The sequence below is a fragment of the Actinomyces urogenitalis DSM 15434 genome (genome assembly GCF_000159035.1).
GTDB lineage: Bacteria > Actinomycetota > Actinomycetes > Actinomycetales > Actinomycetaceae > Actinomyces > Actinomyces urogenitalis.
Genome location: NZ_DS999574.1, coordinates 1302412 through 1320895, shown reverse-complemented (window position 1 = coordinate 1320895; position 18484 = coordinate 1302412). Strand labels below are relative to the sequence as shown.

Genomic DNA, 18484 nt, shown 5'->3' with positions numbered 1-18484 from the left:
ACGACGAGGGTCCTCGTCCAGGGCCAGCTGGACGCCGTCGTCGCTGCGCGTGAGCCCTTCGCACCGCACTCCCAGCAGCCGGTAGCCACCGGCGGGCACCGGCAGGGCGGACAGCAGGGCCTGGACGACGGCGAAGATGTCTCGTGCCAGGTCCGTCGGCGCGCTCAGGGTCCGCGAGCGCGTGAGCGTGGTGAAGTCGGCACCGCGAGCCTTGAGGACCACCACGCGCGAGCGCATCCCTCCCTGACGCAGCCGCGCGGCGCACTGGTGGGCCTGGTCCAGCAGGACCCGACGGGCGTCCTCCCGGCTGGTCAGGGTGTCGAAAAAGGTGGACTCGGTGCCCACGGACTTCTCCTCACGCCCCACGGTCACCGGCCGCGGGTCGATGCCATGGGCCAGCTCCCACAGGTGCCGGCCGGCGGCAGCCCCAAGGATCTTCTCCAGCTGGGTCACCGGCGTGGCAGCCAGGGCCCGTACGTCCGTGATCCCCCACCTGGCCAGAGCCTGGGCGCTTTTGTCCCCCACCCCCCACATCGCTCCCACGGGCAGCACGTTGAGGAAGTCCTGGGTGGCCGAGGCCGGTACGAGGAGCAGACCGTCTGGCTTGGCATGGGAGGAGGCGAGCTTGGCGACGAACTCGGTCGAGGCGATCCCCACGGAGGCAGGCAGCCCCAGGCTCTGGCGGATGGTGGAGCGGATCCACTGGGCAATGCGCACCGGTGGGCCCATACGGCGCTGGGCGCCGGAGACGTCGAGGAAGGCCTCGTCCACGCTGACCTTCTCCAGCACTGGCGTGACCTGCTCGAGGATGGCCATGACCTGACGCGAGACCCGGGAGTAGTGGCTGTGACGCACCGGCAGCACGACGGCCTGCGGGCAGCGGCGCAGCGCCTGGCTCATGGACATCGCCGAGCTCACGCCATAGGCGCGGGCCTCGTAGGAGGCCGCCGAGACCACACCACGCCCGTCCGTGCCTCCCACGATCACCGGCCGACCCACGAGCTCGGGGTGGTCCAGCAGCTCGACCGAGGCGTAGAAGGCATCCATGTCCACGTGCAGGATCGGGGTGGCAGAGTCGTCCTCGCCCCAGGAGCGGTGTGCGGCCTCGTTCCGTGGTGCTCGACTCATACCTCCAGGCTAACGTGCGTCTGTGACACCACGACGCCCCTCGCGCACCTCCCAAGGCCCCCAGGCTCCGGCGCTGGCGAACCTGCCCGCCGGCCCGGTCCCCACGAGCTACGCCACGGCGCGGCTGGAGCGACGCGACAGCGGGGTGCTGCTGCTCCTGGACGAGACCGAGTCCTCCTGGATCGACCTGCGGGACCCGGGGCACCTGGACTTTGAGTACCAGCAGCAGATGAACGCCGTACTCCAGGTACTCACGCCCGAACCGGCCCCGCTGCGGGCCGCTCACCTGGGTGGGGCGGGGTGCGCCCTAGCGCGGGCCTGGGAGGCCCGCCGTCCCGGCTCCACACAGCTGGCCGTTGAGATCGATGCCGTGCTGGCCCAGTACGTGCGCCAGTGGTTCGACCTGCCTCGCTCCCCCCGGCTGCGGATCAGGGTGGCCGACGCCGCCCAGGCGGCTCCCACACTCAGGCCGGGCGAGTGGGACGTCGTCGTCCGTGACATCTTTGCCCAGGGGCAGGTACCAGCCTCGTGCCGCAGCGCGGACTTCCACGCCGCCTGCGTCCAGGCCCTGGCCCCAGACGGGGTGTACCTGGTCAATATGCCCTCTGCGCCCCGCAGCGAGGCGGGGCAGGACCTGGCAGCCCTGCGTCAGGTATGCCAGGGGGTGCTGGTGGTCGCTGACCCCGCCCACGCACGCGGCAAGCGCCGCGGCAACCTCGTGGCCGTGGCCTGCCAGCGTCCGTGGAGCGCACAGGAGCGCGAGCAGATCGAGCGGGCGGTGCGGCGTCTGCCCCTACCGGTGCGCACCTGGCAGCAGGAGGACCCAGCCCTGCCCCGGCCATGATGACCGGGCCAGGGGGCAGGCGCCGTCAGAAGCTGGCCTGCCAGCGCCCCGAGCGCACGTGGCGGCGGGTGGCGTGACGCGAGAGGAGCAGTCCGACCATCCCCGTCAGCCACACCACCGCGGTTGAGGCCACGGCCAGCCGGAAGTCATGGGCCGAGCGGTCACCTCCGCAGTGGTCCAGCATGACGCCCACCAGCTGGACGGCCACAATCGTGGCGGTGAATCCACCGGTGTTGACCAGTCCCGTACAGGTGCCCCACCGGCTGGGGACGTTGAGCGAGCGGGCGACGTCGAATCCGATGCCGGAGTAGGGGGCGGTCATCCCCAGCACCACGGCGGCCAGGAAGGCCGCGATGACGGGGTGCGGCAGCAGCAGGCCGAGGGCCCAGGCGGCCAGCGAGGCGAGCGCCGAGACGATGACGATCGTGGAGCGGTAGCCGGGCAAGCGAGAGGAGAGCAGGCCGGCACTCATCCCACCCACGATCCCGGCCACCGTGTTCGCCGTCAGCGCTGCCGAGGCGGTGGAGACCGAGACTCCCAAGCCCTGGGTCATCCAGGACACGCCCCACATGAGGGTGAGCACCGCCGCGGGGAACATGCCGATCCAGTGGCAGAAGAAGCCGAGCCAGGTACCCGGGTGGCGCAGCACCTGGCCCATCGTGATCCACACGCTCTCGCGCCGCCCCACCTGGGCACTACCCACGCCGGGGGGAGTGTCACGGATGAGGGCCAGGCCGGTCATCGCCATGGCCATCGCGATCCCAGACATCGTGGCGAAGGTCGTGGTCCACCCGCGGGCGTGGAGGAGAGCGAGGAAGGGGATCGCGGAGACGACCTGTCCGAGCTGGCCGAAAGCGGAGACCAGCTGGCTCATCAGCGGCACGCTGCCCAGCGGGAACCAGGCAGGCAGTAGCCGCAGGGTGCCAATGAAGGCAGTCGCATCCCCGGCGCCGACCAGCACCCGGGCCACCACCGCCCCCGGCACCGAGGTGGCGGTGGCCATGAGCAGCTGACCGGTGGCGACTACCAGGCCGCCGACCACGAGGACCCGACGCGAGCCGAAGCGGTCCAGTAACAGACCCACAGGAACCTGCGCCAGGGCGTAGACAGCCAGCTGGAGGACGACGAAGCTCGCCAGCAGGCTCGCGCCGCCGGGAAAGCGCTCGCTGGCCTGCGGCACGGCCACAGCGAAGGAGGTCCGGGCAGCCACGGCCAGCACGTAGATGAAGGCCGCTGGCGTCAGGACGAGCCAGGCCCGTGCCCCTCCGAGCGGAGGCACGGCCGGCTGCGGTCCTGGGGCGAGCTCACTCACGGCGCGTCAGTCACGGCCTTCGGGATGATGGGGCTCCAGGCCGGTGGCTCCCGGGTACTGCAGGCCCGGGTCGGTGCCGTTAGCCTCCAGGAAGGCCTCCAGCCGGGCGCCGATCTCATCGGCTGTGGGGACGTCGAGCATCCGGGAGACTTCCTCGACGTCGGCCTTGACCGGAGCCACGGCGTCATACTGCGCCTCCAGGGCGGCCACGACGGCCGCCACCTCGCTCTGGCCCGCAGCCTCAGCGTCGATGTCGGCGCGGTTGACCGCGGCAGCTGCCTCCAGGTCCCCCAGCGGCAGGGCTAGTCCTGTGGTCTCAGCCACAGCCGCCAGCAGCGCCGCGGCGCCAGCCGGGTAGTCCTCCCGCGCCACGTAGTGCGGGATGCCCGCCGTCAGGCCCCGCGAGCTCAGCCCTGCCTCCCCCAGGTGCAGCTCCAGCAGGCCGCTCACCGAGCCGGGGAACTCCGCGTGGCCAAAGAAGTCCGGCTGCTCGGGCAGCTCCTCGGGCCGGTTGCCGTGGTGGTGGACGTAGACCGGACGGGTGTGGGGCACGGCCAGCGGCATGCCAGTCATGGACACCGCCTGGCTCACCCCCATGGTCAGCGCCAGGTGGGTGACCGCCCCGATGAACTCCTCCCACCGGTAGTCCGGCTCGCTTCCGTGGAGCAGCAGGAGGTCCTCACCCTCGTCATCCTGGAGCAGGTCGAGAACCAGCTCAGGCATCTGCACCGAGGTGTAGGTGTGCGAGCTGAAGGTCATCATGGGCCGGCGTGCCCGGTAGTCCATGAGCGCGTCGGCGTCAAAGGTGGCCAGACGCTGCCAGGGCAGGGTCATGAGCAGCTGCTCAACGGCCAACTCACCGGCGTGACCAGCGTCCATCGCCCCGTCCAGGTGGTACAGAAGGACACGAGGCGCCACCGGAGCCTGGGCAGGGCGTTCAAAACTGTAGAGCGGCATGGGCATCCTCCTTTCGTGCTGAGCACTGCAACACCGGCCGTGGTGACCATGTTCCCACGTCCTGTTCGCCGTCGGCTTCTTCCGCGCGGCCCTGCCAGGAGAATAATGGACCGGCCTGCCTGTGCACCCTCAGCGGTACCCACGGCGGGCTCATGACCTGCCCCGCACAACCAGACAGCGAGCCAGATGCCACCGTCATCCCAGCCCCCGACCTCCGAGCAGCCCGAGGCCCAGGCCACCTCCTCGGTCCGTGACCGCGAGATCCACGCCGAGCAGCACGTCGTCGACCTGGCCTACGGCGAGCTGGACCGCCAGCTGGAGGCGGCGCGCCGCTCGCTGGCCGCCACCGAGGCCCAGGGGGTGTCCGGCACCCACCAGTCCCGTGGCGAGCGAGACGCCTACGCGGTGCACTACTCCGGCCTCATCGCCTCCCTGGAGGGAGTCGAGGACCGCCTCGTCTTCGGCCGCATGGACCTGGCACACGGAGCAGTGGACGGGGCGAGCGCCGGCCCGGTCACCCACGGTGGCCAGCGCCACTACGTCGGGCGCACCGGCCTGCAGGACGCTCGCCACCGCGAGGTCGTCCTGGACTGGCGGGCGCCTCTGGCCCGCGCCTTCTACCAGGCCACCGCCTCCCGGCCCATGGGCCTGGTACGACGTCGTCATATCGACACCCGCGCTCGGCGCGTCATCGGACTGGAGGACGAGGTCATCGACGTCTCCTCGCTGGACCAGGCTGGCACCTACCCGTCAGGCTCCCAGCCCCGCGTCGCAGCCGAGGGGCTGCAGGGCGAGGGCGCGCTCATCGCGGCCATGAGCGCGGCACGCGACGGACGCATGGGTGACATCGTCGCCACCATCCAGGCCGAGCAGGACCGCATCGTCACGGCCCAGGGCCGCGGTGTGCTCGTGGTCCAGGGCGGACCGGGCACCGGCAAGACCGCGGTGGCCCTGCACCGGGTGGCCTACCTGTTCTACTCCGAGCGTGAGCGCCTGGAGCGCTCAGGGGTGCTCCTGGTGGGCCCCTCGCGCACCTTCCTGCGCTACGTCGAGCAGGTGCTGCCCTCACTGGGCGAGACCGGGGTGGTGGCCACCACCATCGCTGACCTCGTGCCGGGCGTGCGCGCCCGCGGCACGGAGTCGCCCGCCCTCCATGAGCTCAAGGGCCGGACCGTGTGGGCCGAGATCCTGCGCCGCGCGGTACGCAGCCTGCAGCGCCTGCCCGACCAGCCCCGCGAGATCATCGTCCAGGGCACGCGCCTGCTCCTGGAGCCCGCCGACGTGCGCGAGGCTATGAGCCGGGCCCGCCGCTCGGGCAAGCCCCACAACCTGGCCCGCGAGACCTTCGTGCTGTGGCTGCTGGAACGGCTGACTGACCAGTACGCCACTGCCACCCGCCAGGACGCCTCCGACCCCGAGACCCGCGCCTGGATCCGTGAGGACATCCGCACGACACGCGACGCCCGCCGCGAGATCAACCTGTGCTGGATGCCGACGACGCCCACCGGCCTGCTGGAGCGGCTGTGGGCCCGCCCGCCCCTGCTAGAGCAGGTCGCGCCCGAGCTCAGCGCCGCCGAGCGCGAGAGCCTGGCACGCACCCCCGGCTCGCCGCTCACCCCGGCTGACGTGCCGCTGATCGACGAGCTCGCTGAGCTGCTGGGTCCCAGCGAGGATGCCCAGGCCCGCCAGGCGAGGCTGGAGGCCCGCCGACGCGCCGAGCTCGTGGACTACGCCGCGCGCGCCATCGAGTCCCAGGGACTGGGAGACGGCATGGTCAGCGCCGAGATGCTGGCCGACCGGATGGAGGACGCCGGGCCGTCCCTGACGCTGGCGGAGAAGGCCAGGGCGGACCGAGGATGGACCTACGGCCACGTCGTGGTCGACGAGGCCCAGGAGCTGGGTGACATGGCCTGGCGGGCGCTGGCCAGGCGCTGCCCGGTGCGCTCCTTCACCGTGGTGGGGGACCTCGCCCAGTACTCCGGCCCCCACGCCCCCTCCTCCTGGGCTGAGGTGCTCCAGGCCCTGGGGACCTCACCCAGCCAGCCGCGGCGCGGTGGGCGCACGAGTCGACCGGTGGCCTCCACGCCCCTGCGCGAGGAGGTGCTCACCGTGTGTTACCGCACCCCGGCCACGATCATGGACACGGCTGACGCGGTGACGACGGCGCTGGGGCACCCACCGGTGTATCCCGTGCGCTCGGTGCGGGACCTGCCCGGCTGCCTGGAGGCGGAGGACCTGTCCGCGAGCGCCCTGGCGCATGACGAGGCTGGCTGGGCCGGCCACCTGCGCGCGGTGGTGAGCCAGGAGCTGGCCGCCCTCGACGAGGCCGTCGGCCCCCAGGGTGGGCGCGTTGCCGTCATCGCCCCTGACGCGCCGGCCGTGGCGGCCTGGCTCGGCCAGGACGCCGCGCTGGCTGAGGCGATGACTGCTCCGGGCGGGGACGTGCTGCAAGCCAGGCTCGCGGTCATGGGACCGGTGCTGTCCAAGGGTCTGGAGTTCGACGTCGTCGTGCTCGTGGACCCTGCCATGATCGGCAGGCAGAGCGCCGGTGACCTGTACGTGGCGATGACCCGCCCCACGCGCCGCCTGCGGGTGGTCTCTCGCCAGGAGCTGCCGCAGGGCCTTGCCCTAGGATGAGGGTGAGGCCACACCCGCCTCCTTCCTTGCCTCCCCACAAGGTTACGCAACCGTAGGTTACGGTTGCGTAGGCAGCGGGTCAGCCCGCCTGCCCCGCGCCCCAGGGAAGGACACCTCGGATGAGCGACACCTCGCGCAGCTACCTTCGGCCCCACTACGCCCCCGGCGTGCCGGCCACGATCGCGCCGGTCACCGAGCCGCTCTCACGCATGCTCGACGACGCCACCCGTCGCTTCCCCGACCACATCGCCATCGACTTCCTGGGCGCCACCACGACCTACTCCCAGCTCTCCCGCCAGGTCGCCCAGGCGGCCGAGACCCTGCGGCGCGCCGGGATCGGTCGTGGCGACGTCGTCGGCCTCATCCTGCCCAACTGCCCCCAGCACGTGGTGCTCGCCTACGCCGCCTGGCGGATCGGCGCGATCGTGGCCGAGCACAACCCTCTGGCCCCAGCCGCCCAGATCCGCGAGCAGATCGAGATCCACCACGGCAAGGTCATCATCGCCTGGGAGAAGACACTGGCCCGCCTGGTCCAGGCCTCAGGCTCGCTGCGCGCCGCCGGACTGGCTGACCGTCAGGTCTACGCCGTGGACCTGTCCCGCGGCCTGCCATGGACCAGCCGCATGGCCCTACGGCTGCCGGTGGCCGCTGCTCGCGCCCAGCGCTCCGAGCTGCGCGGCAAGGTCCCTGCGGGAGTGCGCTCGTGGGACGACGCCGTGGCCGCCTCCACCCCGCTGCCTGCCGGGCACCCCCTGCCCGAGGTCGGCCAGACCGCCGTCCTGCTCTACACCGGGGGCACCACTGGCAGCCCCAAGGCCGTGCGCCTGACCCACACCAACCTGCGCTCCAACGCCGAGATGAGCCTGGCCTGGGCCTCCCAGACCTGCGAGGCAGGCCAGGAGACCTTCTACGCGGTCCTGCCCTTCTTCCACGCCTTCGGGCTCAGCCTGTCCCTGCTGTGCGCCGTGGGCCTGGCAGCCACCCAGGTCATCCTGCCCAAGTTCAGCGCTGACATGGTGCTCACCGCCTGGAAGCGCCGCCCCGCCACCTTCTTCCCGGGCGTGCCGGTGATGTTCGACCGCATCGTGGCACGCGCCAACGCCACCGGCGCCGACCTATCGAGCTGCAAGATCGCCGTGTGTGGAGCAGCCGCCAATCCCAAGGCCGTGGCCCAGGCCTGGGAGGAGGCCACCGGTGGGGTCATCATCGAGGGCTACGGCATGACTGAGGCCTCCCCCATCATCCTGGGCAACCCCATCTCCCCTGAGCGTCGTGCCGGGGCGCTGGGCGTGCCCTACCCCTCCACGGACGTGCGCCTGGTTGACCCGGAGGACACCGAGGTCGACGTCGAGCCCGGGCAGGTTGGTGAGCTGCTCGTGCGCGGTCCCCAGGTCTTCGCCGGCTACTGGGAGAACCCCGAGGAGACCGATGCCGTGCTGCTGCCCGGAGGGTGGCTGCGCACCGGTGACCTCGTGCGCCAGGAGGCCGATGGCTTCTACGTCATCGCCGACCGACGCAAGGAGCTCATCATCTCCGGCGGTTTCAACATCTACCCCACCGAGGTCGAGGCGGCGGTCCGCTCAATGCCCCAGGTCGAGGAGGTCGCCGTCGTCGGCCTGCCCGGAGGTGAGGGGGACGCTGGTAACGAGCGCGTCGTGGCCGCGATCCTGCCCAAGGAGGGCCAGACGGTCACCCTGGAGCAGGTGCGCTCTTGGGCCGAGCAGACCCTGTCCCACTACGCCCTGCCTCGCCAGATCACGATCCTGAGCGAGATGCCCCGCTCCCAGATCGGCAAGGTGCTGCGCCGGGTCGTGCGCGAGGAGCTGCTGGCCGCTCGCGAGGCAGCCAGCGGCGCCGCCGACGCCGTCGCCTCAGCCTCCGTCAGCGCGGCCGCCTCCCTGGTCGAGCGCCTGGGCGAGGCCCAGGCCAGCCAGTCCTCCCAGGCCAGCCAGGACCCTGAGGAGGACAAGTGAGCGCCTCGTCCCAGCCGGCGGGAACCGGCGCGTCCTGGGACGCCGAGCGCTTCCACCGGCCTGGGTACCAGCCCGGTATCCCCGCCACCATCGAGGTCCCCGACTCCCACCTCAGCGAGCTGCTGGAGACCGCCGCGCGCTTCTACCCCGATCGCGTCGCCATCGACTTCCTGGGCTGGACCACCACCTACCGCGAGCTGCTGGCCGCCTCCGAGCGCGCCGCCCAGCTCCTGGCTGACGCGGGGGTACGCGCTGGCGACCGGGTGGCCCTCATCATGCCCAACTGCCCCCAGCACGTCGTCGCGGTCTACGGCGCCCTACGACTGGGGGCAATCGTGGCCGAGCACAACCCGCTGGCCCCGGCCGATCAGCTCCGCGCCCAGCTCGACCACCATGGCGCCCGTGTCGTCGTGGCCTGGGAGAAGGCCGTCGACCTCGTCACGGACCCCGCTGCCGAGCACGATCCCTCGGTCGACCCGCTGGCCGGGCGGACCGTCTTCGCCGTCGACCTGGCGCGTGCGCTGCCAGCCCACCTACGTGCCGCACTGAGACTGCCGGTGGCCAAGGCCCGCGCCACCCGCGCCTCGATGAAGGCCGAACGCCTGCCAGCCGGAGTGCGCTCGTGGGACACCGAGGTCGCCCGTGCGCCTCGACTTGCCGCCTCCTGGCCTCACCCCGCCGGCAGCGACGTCGCCGTGCTGCTGCACACCGGTGGGACCACGGGCACGCCCAAGGCGGCCATGCTCACGCACACGAACCTGCGCGCCAACGCCAACCAGGCCATCGCCTGGGTGCCGATGCTGCATGAGGGCGGGGAGAACTTCCTGGCGCTGTTGCCCTTCTTCCATGCCTTCGGGCTGACTTTCAATCTCTTCTGCGCGGTCCAGAAGGCCGCCACCCAGGTCATGATGCCCAAGTTCGACGTCGAGGCGGTCCTGGCCGCGCACAAGCGCCGTCCCCTGACCTTCTTCGTGGGCGTACCGGTGATGTTCGAGCGGATCCTGCGCGCGGCCCAGAAGGCAGGCACGAACCTGGCCAGCCTGCGCTACGGCGTGTGCGGAGCCGCCCCCATGCCGCCCCAGGTCGGCGCGCAGTGGGAGGAGCTGACCGGCGGGTACTTCGTCGAGGGCTACGGCATGACGGAGACCAGCCCGATCATCGCCGGTACCCCGATGGGCCCGACCCGGCGGCTGGGAGCGCTCGGCCTGCCGTTTGCCTCCACCGACGTGCGCGTGGTGGACCCCGACGCCCCGGTCATCGACCCCGAGACAGAGGTCCCCGACGGCGAGCCCGGCGAGCTGCTCGTCCGCGGTCCCCAGGTCTTCGCCGGCTACTGGCAGGACCCGGAGGCCACCGCCGCCGCCATGCTGCCCGGCGGGTGGCTGCGCACCGGGGACATGGTGCGCCGGGAGGAGTCCTTCCTGTGGATGGCCGACCGTCGCCGTGAGCTCATCCTGTCCGGCGGCTTCAACGTCTACCCCTCCCAGGTCGAGGCGGTGCTGCGACAGGTCCCGGGCGTGGCGGACATCGCCGTCATCGGCGCGGACAACGGCTCGGCCAGTGAGACCGTCGTGGCCGCCGTCGTCCTGGACACCGACGACTCAGGCGAGCCCACTGCCGAGGGCAGGGCGCTGAGCCTGGAGGTGCTGCGCTCCCACGGTGAGAGGCTGCTGCCTCACTACGCCCTGCCCCGCCGTCTAGAGATCATTGATGAGATGCCTCGCTCGATGATCGGCAAGGTCCTGCGCCGCGAGGTCCGCGAGCTGCTGGAGCGCCGCCAGCACCAGGCCTAGAGCAGCACCAGGCTTAGAGCAGTCCCTGGGCCACCAGCACCTGGCGCAGCGCCTCCACCTGGCTGGCCTCGGCACGCACGAGCGGCAGGCGCACGGTCGCCGTCGGGATCCGGCCCTGCAGCTCCAGGGCCTCCTTGGCCATGACGGCGCCCTGCCCGCCTCCCATGATGGCGGCCGTCAGCGGCCGCATCCGCTGGGCCACCGCCCGGGCCCCGGGCAGGTCCCCGGCATCGACCTCGGCCACCATCTCGCGCCAGGAGTGCGCGTCAGCATGGGCCACCACGGAGACCACACCGCTGGCCCCGTGCGCCAGCCAGGCGAAGTTGAGCCCGTCGTCGCCTGAGTAGTAGGCCAGCCCAGTCGCTGCCATCCGCCTGAAGCCCTGCTCGACGTCGCCCGTGGCGTCCTTGACGGCGAGCACCCGCTCGTGCTCGGCCAACCGGGCGAGCGTGTCATCCTCAATGCGCACGCCGGTACGGCCGGGAATGTCATAGACCATGACCGGCAGGTCGGTGGCCTCGACGACGGCCATGATGTGCTGATAGACGCCCTCCTGGCTCGGCCGGTTGTAGTAGGGGGCGTTGATGAGCAGCCCCTGGGCACCGGCATCCTGGGAGCCGACCCCGATGCGCACGGCGTGGGCGGTGTCGTTCGAGCCAGCACCGGCCACGAGCATCGCGCGCCCGGCCACGGCGTCGCCGACCTCGCGCAGCAAGGTCTGCTTCTCCGGCAGGTGGGTAGTGGGCGCCTCACCCGTGGTTCCCGCCAGCAGGATCATGTTCGCCCCGTCCTCGACGAGACTGACGGCCAGGGCCTGGGCGGCCTCGACGTCGATCGATCCGTCATGGTGGAAGGGGGTCACCATCGCGACGCCGACGGATCCGAAGGGGCGGGAAAGTGGGGTGCTCATAGACTGAGCCTAGCCGCCTGGTCGCCTGCGGTCATGGCGCGCCCCATGCTGAGACCACCCTCAGGGCCGATACGCTCAGGGCCATGAGCTCCCACCACAGCCATGACCTGCCCTCGGTCTTCGAGACGGACCCCACCGCTGACCTGCCCGGCCGCCGCCCTGAGGAGGGCCAGCCCGCCGCCGGCTTCGTCCGGCCGGCGGTCGTCACAGACCTGGAGGCCATTGGCCGGGTGCACGCGGCCGCCATGCTCGCCTCCCTCCGCCAGGCGCACACGGTGGCTCATGCTGGCGCCGTCCTGCCGGTCGGCGTGGAAGCCATGATCGCCCCGGCCGTGCTCACCGCCGGGTGGGAGCAGGCCGTCGTCGAGCCCTCGGCACCAGGCCACCACGTGCTGGTGGCCACCGACGCCGAGGCGGTGGTGGGCCTGGTGGCCCCTCCGCCCCCGACCCAGGGCCAGGCCGTGGATGAGCAGGGCGCGCCAGCCCAGGGCGACCCTGAACCTGGTGCCGAGGTGACGGCGCTGGGTGTGGACCCGGCTGCCCAGCGCTGCGGGCACGGCTCCCGGCTGCTGGCCGCAGCCAGCGACCTGGCCCGTGCCGACGGCGCGCAGGTGATGGTGGTGTGGGCCGTGCGCGGGGATGAGTCCCTGGAGGGGCTGCTCACCGCGGCCGGCATGGAGCGCACCGGCTCCTGGCGGGAGCTTCCGGTGGGCCAGGGCGTGGTTGAGGACTGCTGGGCGGCTGCCCTGTAGGTTCTACAGGTCCAGCAGCGCGTCCAGGCCGATCGTCAGGCCTTCACGCTGGCCGACCTGACGCACGGCAAGCAGCACGCCGGGCATGAAGCTGGCCCGATCGAAGGAGTCGGTGCGGATGGTCAGCTGCTCACCGGGGTTACCCAGCACGACCTCCTCGTGCGCCGTCAGCCCCTGCAGACGCACCGCGTGGACGTGGACGCCGTCGATGACGGCGCCTCGCGCTCCCCAGGGGTCGGATGCCGTGGCGTCAGGCATCGGCGGGCAGCCGGCGGCCGCGCGGGAGGCCGCGATCCCTCGGGCAGTGGCGACGGCCGTACCCGAGGGGGCGTCCACCTTGGCCGGGTGGTGGAGCTCGATCACCTCGGCAGAGGCGAAGTACGGGGCAGCCTTGGCCGCCAGGCTCATGGCCAGGACGGCTGAGAGGGCGAAGTTCGGGGCGATGAGCACGGCGCAGCCAGCGGCCTCGGGACGTGCCAGGTGCTCACGCACCCGCGCGTAGGCCTCCTCGTCCCAGCCGGTGGTGCCCACAACGACGTCGAGGCCGGCGTCAATGAGCGCGTGGACATTGGCCTCAGTGGCACTCGGGACGGTGAAGTCGACGGCGACCTCGGCCCCGCCCAGAGTGGCCGGGACGATCTCGTCACCGGCGTCCAGGCGCGCAACCAGCTCCAGGTCGCTGGCATCCTCAACCGCCTGGCAGACGGCTGATCCCATGCGCCCCGAGGCGCCGACGACGGCAACAGTGATGCTCATGGCCCCAGCCTAGCGGGGCCCTGTGCTCAGGCTGCCGGACCGACCAGCACCCGGGCACGGCGCTGAGCCAGCAGCCAGGCCGCCAGGTCCTGGACGTCCTGGCCGGTGACGCGCTCCAGCCGGCGCAGGTTCTCCTCCATCGAGCGCAGCCGGCCGGTGACGACCTCGCCGCGTCCGAGCCGCCCCATGCGGGCCAGGCTGTCCTCCCCGCCCAGCACCATGGAGCCGCGGATCTGCCCGCGGGCACGCTCCAGCTCCCGCTCGGTCACGCCGTCGGCCGCCAGCTTCTCGAACTCCCCCACCATGACGGTGCAGACCTCGTCCACGTCCTGTGGGGCGCAGCCGGCGTACAGGCCAAAGGCCCCGGCACCGGCGTAGGAGGTGTCGAAGGCGTAGGTGGTGTAGGCCAGGCCCCGCTTCTCACGCACCTCCTGGAACAGGCGCGAGGACATGCCGCCGCCGAGGATCGTGGTGAGCACGCTCATCGGCCAGCGGCGCTCATCGCGCGTAGCGATGCCCTGGCAGGTGAGGTAGACGTGGGACTGCTCGCTCTGCCTGCGCACCGTGACGTCGTGGACGTCCAGGGCGGTCCAGGGCTCGGTCTCGAAGCGCCGGGGCCTGGGCTGGCTGGCAGCCGAGCAGTCCCAGCCGGCTGCCGCGAGGTCGGCCGCTACCCGCTCGCACACCTCCTCATGGCTCACGGCCCCGGCCGCCGCCACGACGAGCGTGTCCGAGCCGTAGGTACGCTGGTAGTGCTCCCACACGGCGTCGCGCGGCACCGCGGTCACGGTCTCGTAGGTGCCGCCGATGGGGCGGCCCAGCGGCGTGCCCTCGCCGAAGGCCGCCCGGGCGAAGGCCTCCTGGGCCACGTCCTGCGGGTCGTCGGCGGCGTCAGCCAGCTCGGAGACGATGACGCCACGCTCGGTCTCCACCTCGGCCGGGTCCAGCAGGGAGGAGGTGACCATGTCCGTGAGCACGTCCAGAGCCTGCCCAGCGTCCTTGCCCTGGACGCGGGCGTAGTAGGAGGTGTGCTCCTTGGAGGTGGCGGCATTGGACTCCCCACCGATCATGTCGAAGGACTCGGCGATCGCGCGGGCATCACGGCTCGCCGTTCCCTTGAACAATAGGTGCTCCAGGAAGTGGGTAGCCCCCTCCTGGCCACTGGCCTCGTCCCGGCTGCCCACGCCGAACCACATCCCGATGCTCGCTGAGCGCAGCCCCGGCACGGCCTCGGTGATGACGCGTACCCCACCTGGCAGGATCGAGCGGCGCAGCACCGCACCGTCGTCAAGGAGGTGCAGCTCGGTGCCGGGCGCACCGGCCCGGCCACGTTCCAGGGCGACCTCGGCGTAGTTCGTTGCGTCACCGGCGGTGTCAAAGGAGTTCGTCACCGCACGAGCCTAACGGGGCCCGCGCCTACGACTGGGGCCGGGTGAGGTGCAATCCCTCACCCGGCCCCAGACCGGTGACGTCTCAGCCCTGATGGGCTCGCGCCTTACTCCTGCGGTGAGGACTCCTCAGCGGCGCGGTTGCGACGACGGCGGGGACGACGCTCACGACGCTCGCCCTCCTCACCGCGCTCGGAGCGGCGGGGGCGACGCTCACGGCGCTCGCCCTCCTCCTCGCCGCCGCGGGAGGCCTTGGCCTCCTCCTCGGCGGCCAGCTGCTCGTCGGTGAGGACCGCGTGCAGCGAGAGCTTGCCACGCTGGTCGATCTCAGCGAGCTCGACCTGGACCTTGTCACCCACGTTCAGGACGTCCTCGACGTTCTCCACGCGCTTGCCGCCGACCAGGCGACGGATCTGGGAGATGTGCAGCAGGCCGTCCTTGCCGGGGGTCAGGGAGACGAAGGCGCCGAAGGTCGTGGTCTTGACCACCGTGCCGACGAAGCGCTCACCGATCTCCGGCATCTGCGGGTTGGCGATGGCGTTGACCGCGTCGCGAGCGGCCTCGGCCGAGGGGCCGTCAGAGGCACCGATGTAGACGGTGCCGTCGTCCTCGACCGTGAGGTCCGCGCCGGTGTCCTCCTGGATCTGGTTGATCATCTTGCCCTTGGGACCGATGACCTCACCGATCTTGTCCACCGGGATGTGGACGGTGAGCACGCGCGGAGCGGTCGGGGCCATCTCGTCGGGGCCGTCGATAGCCTGCTCCATGACGTCAAGGATGAAGAAGCGGGCGTCGCGGGCCTGGCCGAGCGCGCCGGCGAGCACGTCGGAGGGCAGACCGTCGAGCTTGGTGTCCAGCTGCAGGGCCGTGATGAACTCACGCGTACCGGCAACCTTGAAGTCCATGTCGCCGAAGGCGTCCTCGGAGCCGAGGATGTCGGTGAGCGTGGCCCACTTGGTCTCGCCGTCGATCTCCTCGTGCATGAGGCCCATGGCGATACCGGCCACGGGGGCGCGCAGCGGCACACCGGCGTTGAGCAGGGAGAGGGTGGAGGCACACACCGAGCCCATGGAGGTCGAGCCGTTGGAGCCCAGCGCCTCAGAGACCTGACGGATGGCGTAGGGGAACTCGTCGCGGCTGGGGATGACGGGCACCAGGGCGCGCTCAGCCAGCGCACCGTGTCCGATCTCGCGGCGCTTGGGAGCGCCCACGCGCCCGGTCTCGCCAGTGGAGAAGGGCGGGAAGATGTACTGGTGCATGTAGCGCTTGTGCGTGATCGGCGACAGGTCGTCGATCTGCTGCTCCATGCGCAGCATGTTGAGGGTGGTCACGCCCATGATCTGGGTCTCGCCACGCTCGAAGATGGCCGAGCCGTGCACGCGGGGCAGGACCTCGACCTCGGCGCCCAGGGTGCGGATGTCCTTCAGCCCGCGGCCGTCCATGCGGATGCCCTCGGTCAGGGTGCGGTGGCGCACGAGCTTCTTGGTCACGGACTTGAAGGCCGCCTTGAGGGCCTTGACGTCCTCCTCGGTGCCGAACTGCTCGGCCAGGTCCGCCAGGACGGCGTCGCGCACGGCGTCGGTGGCCAGGTCGCGAGCCTGCTTGCCCTCGGTGGCAATGGCGCCGGCCAGGTCGTGGGCGGTAGCAGCCTTCTCAACGGCCTCGTACTGCTCGTCGGAGTAGTCGAGGTAGAGCGGGAACTCGGCGGTGGGCTTGGAGGCGTGCTTGGCGACCTTCATCTGGGCCTCGCACAGCGCCTTGATGTGCGGCTTGGCAGCCTCCAGGGCCGAGGCGACGACGGGCTCGGTCGGGGCGGTGGCGCCGGCGCGGATGAGGTCCCAGGCATTCTCCGTGGCGCCGGCCTCCACCATCATGATGGCGACGTCTCCGTCCTCCAGGACGCGACCGGCCACCACCATGTTGAAGGTGGCGCGCTCGAGCTCGGAGTAGCGGGGGAAGGCGACCCACTGGCCGTCGATGAGGGCCAGGCGGGTGCCGGCCACGGGGCCGGCGAAGGGCAGGCCCGCGATCTGGGTCGACATCGAGGCGGCGTTGATCGCCAGGACGTCGTAGGCGTCGTCTGGGTGGATGGCCAGGACCGTCTCGACGACCTGGACCTCGTTGCGCAGGCCCTTGACGAAGGAGGGACGCAGCGGGCGGTCGATGAGTCGGCAGGCGAGGATGGCGGAGGTGCCGGCGCGGCCCTCGCGACGGAAGAAGGAGCCGGGGATGCGGCCGGCAGCGTACTGGCGCTCCTCGACGTCCACCGTCAGCGGGAAGAAGTCGAACTGGTCCTTGGGGTGCTTGCCCACCGTCGTGGCGGACAGGACGGCGGTCTCGCCGTCAAGGTAGGCCATGGCGCTTCCGGCGGCCTGCTTGGCCAGGCGTCCGGTCTCGAAGCGGACGACGCGCTTGCCGAAGGAGCCGTTGTCGATCACGGCCTCGGCAGCGGTGACCTCGGGGTCATCGATGAACATCTGTGATGAGTCTCTTTCTCTCGATCAGGGGCGGGCTCGTGGCCTTCGATCGAGGCCCACGGAAGGGAGCCGGCTGATCGCCGTGCGTCCGTCCGGAGGCCACCACCGAAAACCGACGGCTTCCGCCCACGCCTGCGTGCTCGGTCCGTTCCAGCGGACACTGGTGCAGGCACTGTGATCCTATCGTGAGCAGAGGTCTGCCGCGCTGGAGCACGACGTAGGCCCCGTCACTGTGAGGTGACGGGGCCTACGTTCGCTGCGGTGCAGGCGCTCAGCGGCGGATGCCCAGCTTGGCGATGAGGGAGCGGTAGCGCTCGATGTCCTCCTTCATGAGGTAGTCCAGGAGACGACGGCGCTTACCGATGAGCAGGTAGAGGCCACGACGCGAGTGGTGGTCGTGGGTGTGGGTCTTGAAGTGCTCGGTGAGGTTGGAGATGCGCTCGGACAGGACAGCGATCTGAACCTCCGGGGAGCCCGTGTCACCCTCGTGGGTGGCGTACTCGGCGATGATCTGCTGCTTGCGCTCGGGGGAAACCGACACGGTTGCTCCTCTTTCTCGTTGCGCGGAGCGCCGGGGCTGGTTCTCCCGGGCATGACACGTCCGCGGCCGATCGACGGCCCGACAAAGATACCAGCGCCAGCCCCCTGGCCGTCCCGCCTGGCCTGTGGGAAGCGGCACAGCCGCCAGGACCTCAGGCTGTGACGTCCTGCGGCCGCACCGGAGCAGGCACCGGCACGCCGAGCACCCGGGCAGTGTCGACGACGTCGGCACGCATCTGGGCCAGCAGGGGCTCCAGGCCGTCAAAGGCCAGCATCGGCCGCAGGTGCTCAACCAGCTCGATGGCCACGACCTCCCCATAGAGGTTGAGGTCAGAGCGCCCCAGCACGTGCGCCTCCACCGTCCGCTCGGGCACGTCATCAAAGGTCGGGTTGGTGCCGATCGAGATCGCGGCAGGCAGACGCTCCTGGCCACCACCCGAGCCATCCCCGGCGCCCGGTGAGCGCACGAGCCAGCCAGCGTAGACGCCGTCGGGCGGGACGACCCCGGCCGTGGCGGCCTGGAGGTTGGCGGTGGGAAAGCCCAGCTCGCGGCCGCGCCGCAGCCCGTGGACCACGGTGCCCCGCAGCCGGTGGGGCCGCCCCAGCACCTGGGCAGCGCCCGCCACATCCCCGGCCTCGATGAGCTCACGCACCCAGGTCGAGGACCAACGTCTGCCACTGGGCGCCAGGACGTCATGGACGATCTCGACCTCCAGGCCGTCGGCCCGGCCGATCTGCTCCAGGGTCGCCGCGTCGCCGCTGTTGCCCCGCCCGAAGCGCACGTCGTCCCCCACGACCACGGCGCGGGCCCCGAGCAGCTCCTCCAACCACCGGCGCACGAAGCCGTACGGGCTCTGCTGGGCGAAGTCAAGGGTGTAGTGGATCACGAGCACGGCGTCCAGCCCCGTGGTGGCCAGCAGCTCCAGGCGGTCAGCCAGTGAGGTGACCATCGGCAGGTGGGTGTGCGGGCGGTGGACGAGGATGGGGTGAGGATCAAAGGTGACGGCCACCGCCAGC

Annotated in this window: 14 protein-coding genes; 5 read left to right on the top strand and 9 right to left on the bottom strand. The window is 71.4% G+C overall.

What is annotated here, in order from left to right; genetic code table 11:
• The coding region (gene dinB, locus HMPREF0058_RS05605; RefSeq protein ID WP_006548755.1) for a DNA polymerase IV at nucleotides 1–1128 on the bottom strand (1128 nt) is incomplete at its 3' end.
• A 22-nt stretch (nucleotides 1129–1150) separates the two neighbouring features.
• Here dinB and HMPREF0058_RS05600 point away from each other — a divergent pair.
• Nucleotides 1151–1972, top strand: coding sequence for a spermidine synthase (locus HMPREF0058_RS05600; RefSeq protein WP_006548754.1), 822 nt, complete (start codon nucleotides 1151–1153; stop codon nucleotides 1970–1972).
• Between the two features lie 25 nt (nucleotides 1973–1997).
• Here HMPREF0058_RS05600 and HMPREF0058_RS05595 read toward each other — a convergent pair whose 3' ends face one another.
• A complete protein-coding gene (locus HMPREF0058_RS05595; protein ID WP_006548753.1) occupies nucleotides 1998–3251 on the bottom strand; it encodes an MFS transporter in 1254 nt (417 codons plus the stop codon).
• A 39-nt stretch (nucleotides 3252–3290) separates the two neighbouring features.
• Nucleotides 3291–4247, bottom strand: coding sequence for a PAC2 family protein (locus HMPREF0058_RS05590; RefSeq protein ID WP_006548752.1), 957 nt, complete (start codon nucleotides 4245–4247; stop codon nucleotides 3291–3293).
• A 180-nt stretch (nucleotides 4248–4427) separates the two neighbouring features.
• Between HMPREF0058_RS05590 and HMPREF0058_RS05585 the strand changes: the two genes are divergently transcribed.
• The 3 genes from HMPREF0058_RS05585 (at nucleotide 4428) to HMPREF0058_RS05575 (ending at nucleotide 10644) form a co-directional block, all read left to right on the top strand.
• On the top strand, nucleotides 4428–6878 hold the full coding sequence (locus HMPREF0058_RS05585) for a HelD family protein (protein ID WP_006548751.1): 2451 nt from the start codon (nucleotides 4428–4430) through the stop codon (nucleotides 6876–6878).
• Nucleotides 6879–6997: 119 nt separating this feature from the next.
• Nucleotides 6998–8851, top strand: a complete 1854-nt coding sequence (locus HMPREF0058_RS05580; protein ID WP_006548750.1) for an AMP-binding protein — start codon at nucleotides 6998–7000, stop codon at nucleotides 8849–8851.
• The gene (locus tag HMPREF0058_RS05575) at nucleotides 8848–10644 is read left to right on the top strand and encodes an AMP-binding protein (protein ID WP_006548749.1); all 1797 of its coding nucleotides are present in this window, start codon (nucleotides 8848–8850) and stop codon (nucleotides 10642–10644) included. The genes HMPREF0058_RS05580 and HMPREF0058_RS05575 overlap by 4 nt, the downstream gene beginning before the upstream one ends.
• A gap of 13 nt (nucleotides 10645–10657) precedes the next feature.
• On the opposite strand, the gene dapA is transcribed toward HMPREF0058_RS05575, so the two are convergent.
• Entirely contained in the window at nucleotides 10658–11554 is an 897-nt protein-coding gene (gene dapA, locus HMPREF0058_RS05570; protein ID WP_040319546.1) for a 4-hydroxy-tetrahydrodipicolinate synthase, read from the bottom strand.
• 83 nt (nucleotides 11555–11637) lie between these two features.
• On the opposite strand from dapA, the gene HMPREF0058_RS05565 reads away from it, so the two are divergent.
• On the top strand, nucleotides 11638–12306 hold the full coding sequence (locus HMPREF0058_RS05565; protein ID WP_006548747.1) for a GNAT family N-acetyltransferase: 669 nt from the start codon (nucleotides 11638–11640) through the stop codon (nucleotides 12304–12306).
• A gap of 3 nt (nucleotides 12307–12309) precedes the next feature.
• On the opposite strand, the gene dapB is transcribed toward HMPREF0058_RS05565, so the two are convergent.
• The 5 genes from dapB to ribF all read right to left on the bottom strand — a co-directional run.
• Nucleotides 12310–13062 (bottom strand): 4-hydroxy-tetrahydrodipicolinate reductase, encoded by a 753-nt coding sequence (gene dapB, locus HMPREF0058_RS05560; RefSeq protein ID WP_006548746.1) that lies wholly within the window; start codon nucleotides 13060–13062, stop codon nucleotides 12310–12312.
• Nucleotides 13063–13088: 26 nt separating this feature from the next.
• Nucleotides 13089–14453, bottom strand: a complete 1365-nt coding sequence (locus HMPREF0058_RS05555; RefSeq protein WP_006548745.1) for a M16 family metallopeptidase — start codon at nucleotides 14451–14453, stop codon at nucleotides 13089–13091.
• 104 nt (nucleotides 14454–14557) lie between these two features.
• The gene (locus tag HMPREF0058_RS05550; RefSeq protein ID WP_006548744.1) at nucleotides 14558–16927 is read right to left on the bottom strand and encodes a polyribonucleotide nucleotidyltransferase; all 2370 of its coding nucleotides are present in this window, start codon (nucleotides 16925–16927) and stop codon (nucleotides 14558–14560) included.
• 271 nt (nucleotides 16928–17198) lie between these two features.
• Complete coding sequence (rpsO, locus tag HMPREF0058_RS05545) at nucleotides 17199–17468, bottom strand: 30S ribosomal protein S15 (RefSeq protein ID WP_006548743.1); 270 nt, start codon at nucleotides 17466–17468, stop codon at nucleotides 17199–17201.
• A gap of 151 nt (nucleotides 17469–17619) precedes the next feature.
• On the bottom strand, nucleotides 17620–18484 hold an 865-nt coding region (gene ribF / locus HMPREF0058_RS05540), incomplete at its 5' end, for a bifunctional riboflavin kinase/FMN adenylyltransferase (RefSeq protein ID WP_006548742.1).

What these genes read in the sequence shown, in the direction of transcription:
- HMPREF0058_RS05565 (WP_006548747.1), top strand. Translation starts at nt 11,638, where the DNA reads ATGAGCTCCCACCACAGCCATGACCTGCCCTCGGTCTTCGAGACGGAC.
- dapA (WP_040319546.1), bottom strand. Translation starts at nt 11,554, where the DNA reads ATGAGCACCCCACTTTCCCGCCCCTTCGGATCCGTCGGCGTCGCGATG.
- dapB (WP_006548746.1), bottom strand. Translation starts at nt 13,062, where the DNA reads ATGAGCATCACTGTTGCCGTCGTCGGCGCCTCGGGGCGCATGGGATCA.
- HMPREF0058_RS05585 (WP_006548751.1), top strand. Translation starts at nt 4,428, where the DNA reads ATGCCACCGTCATCCCAGCCCCCGACCTCCGAGCAGCCCGAGGCCCAG.
- HMPREF0058_RS05550 (WP_006548744.1), bottom strand. Translation starts at nt 16,927, where the DNA reads ATGTTCATCGATGACCCCGAGGTCACCGCTGCCGAGGCCGTGATCGAC.
- HMPREF0058_RS05590 (WP_006548752.1), bottom strand. Translation starts at nt 4,247, where the DNA reads ATGCCCATGCCGCTCTACAGTTTTGAACGCCCTGCCCAGGCTCCGGTG.
- HMPREF0058_RS05580 (WP_006548750.1), top strand. Translation starts at nt 6,998, where the DNA reads ATGAGCGACACCTCGCGCAGCTACCTTCGGCCCCACTACGCCCCCGGC.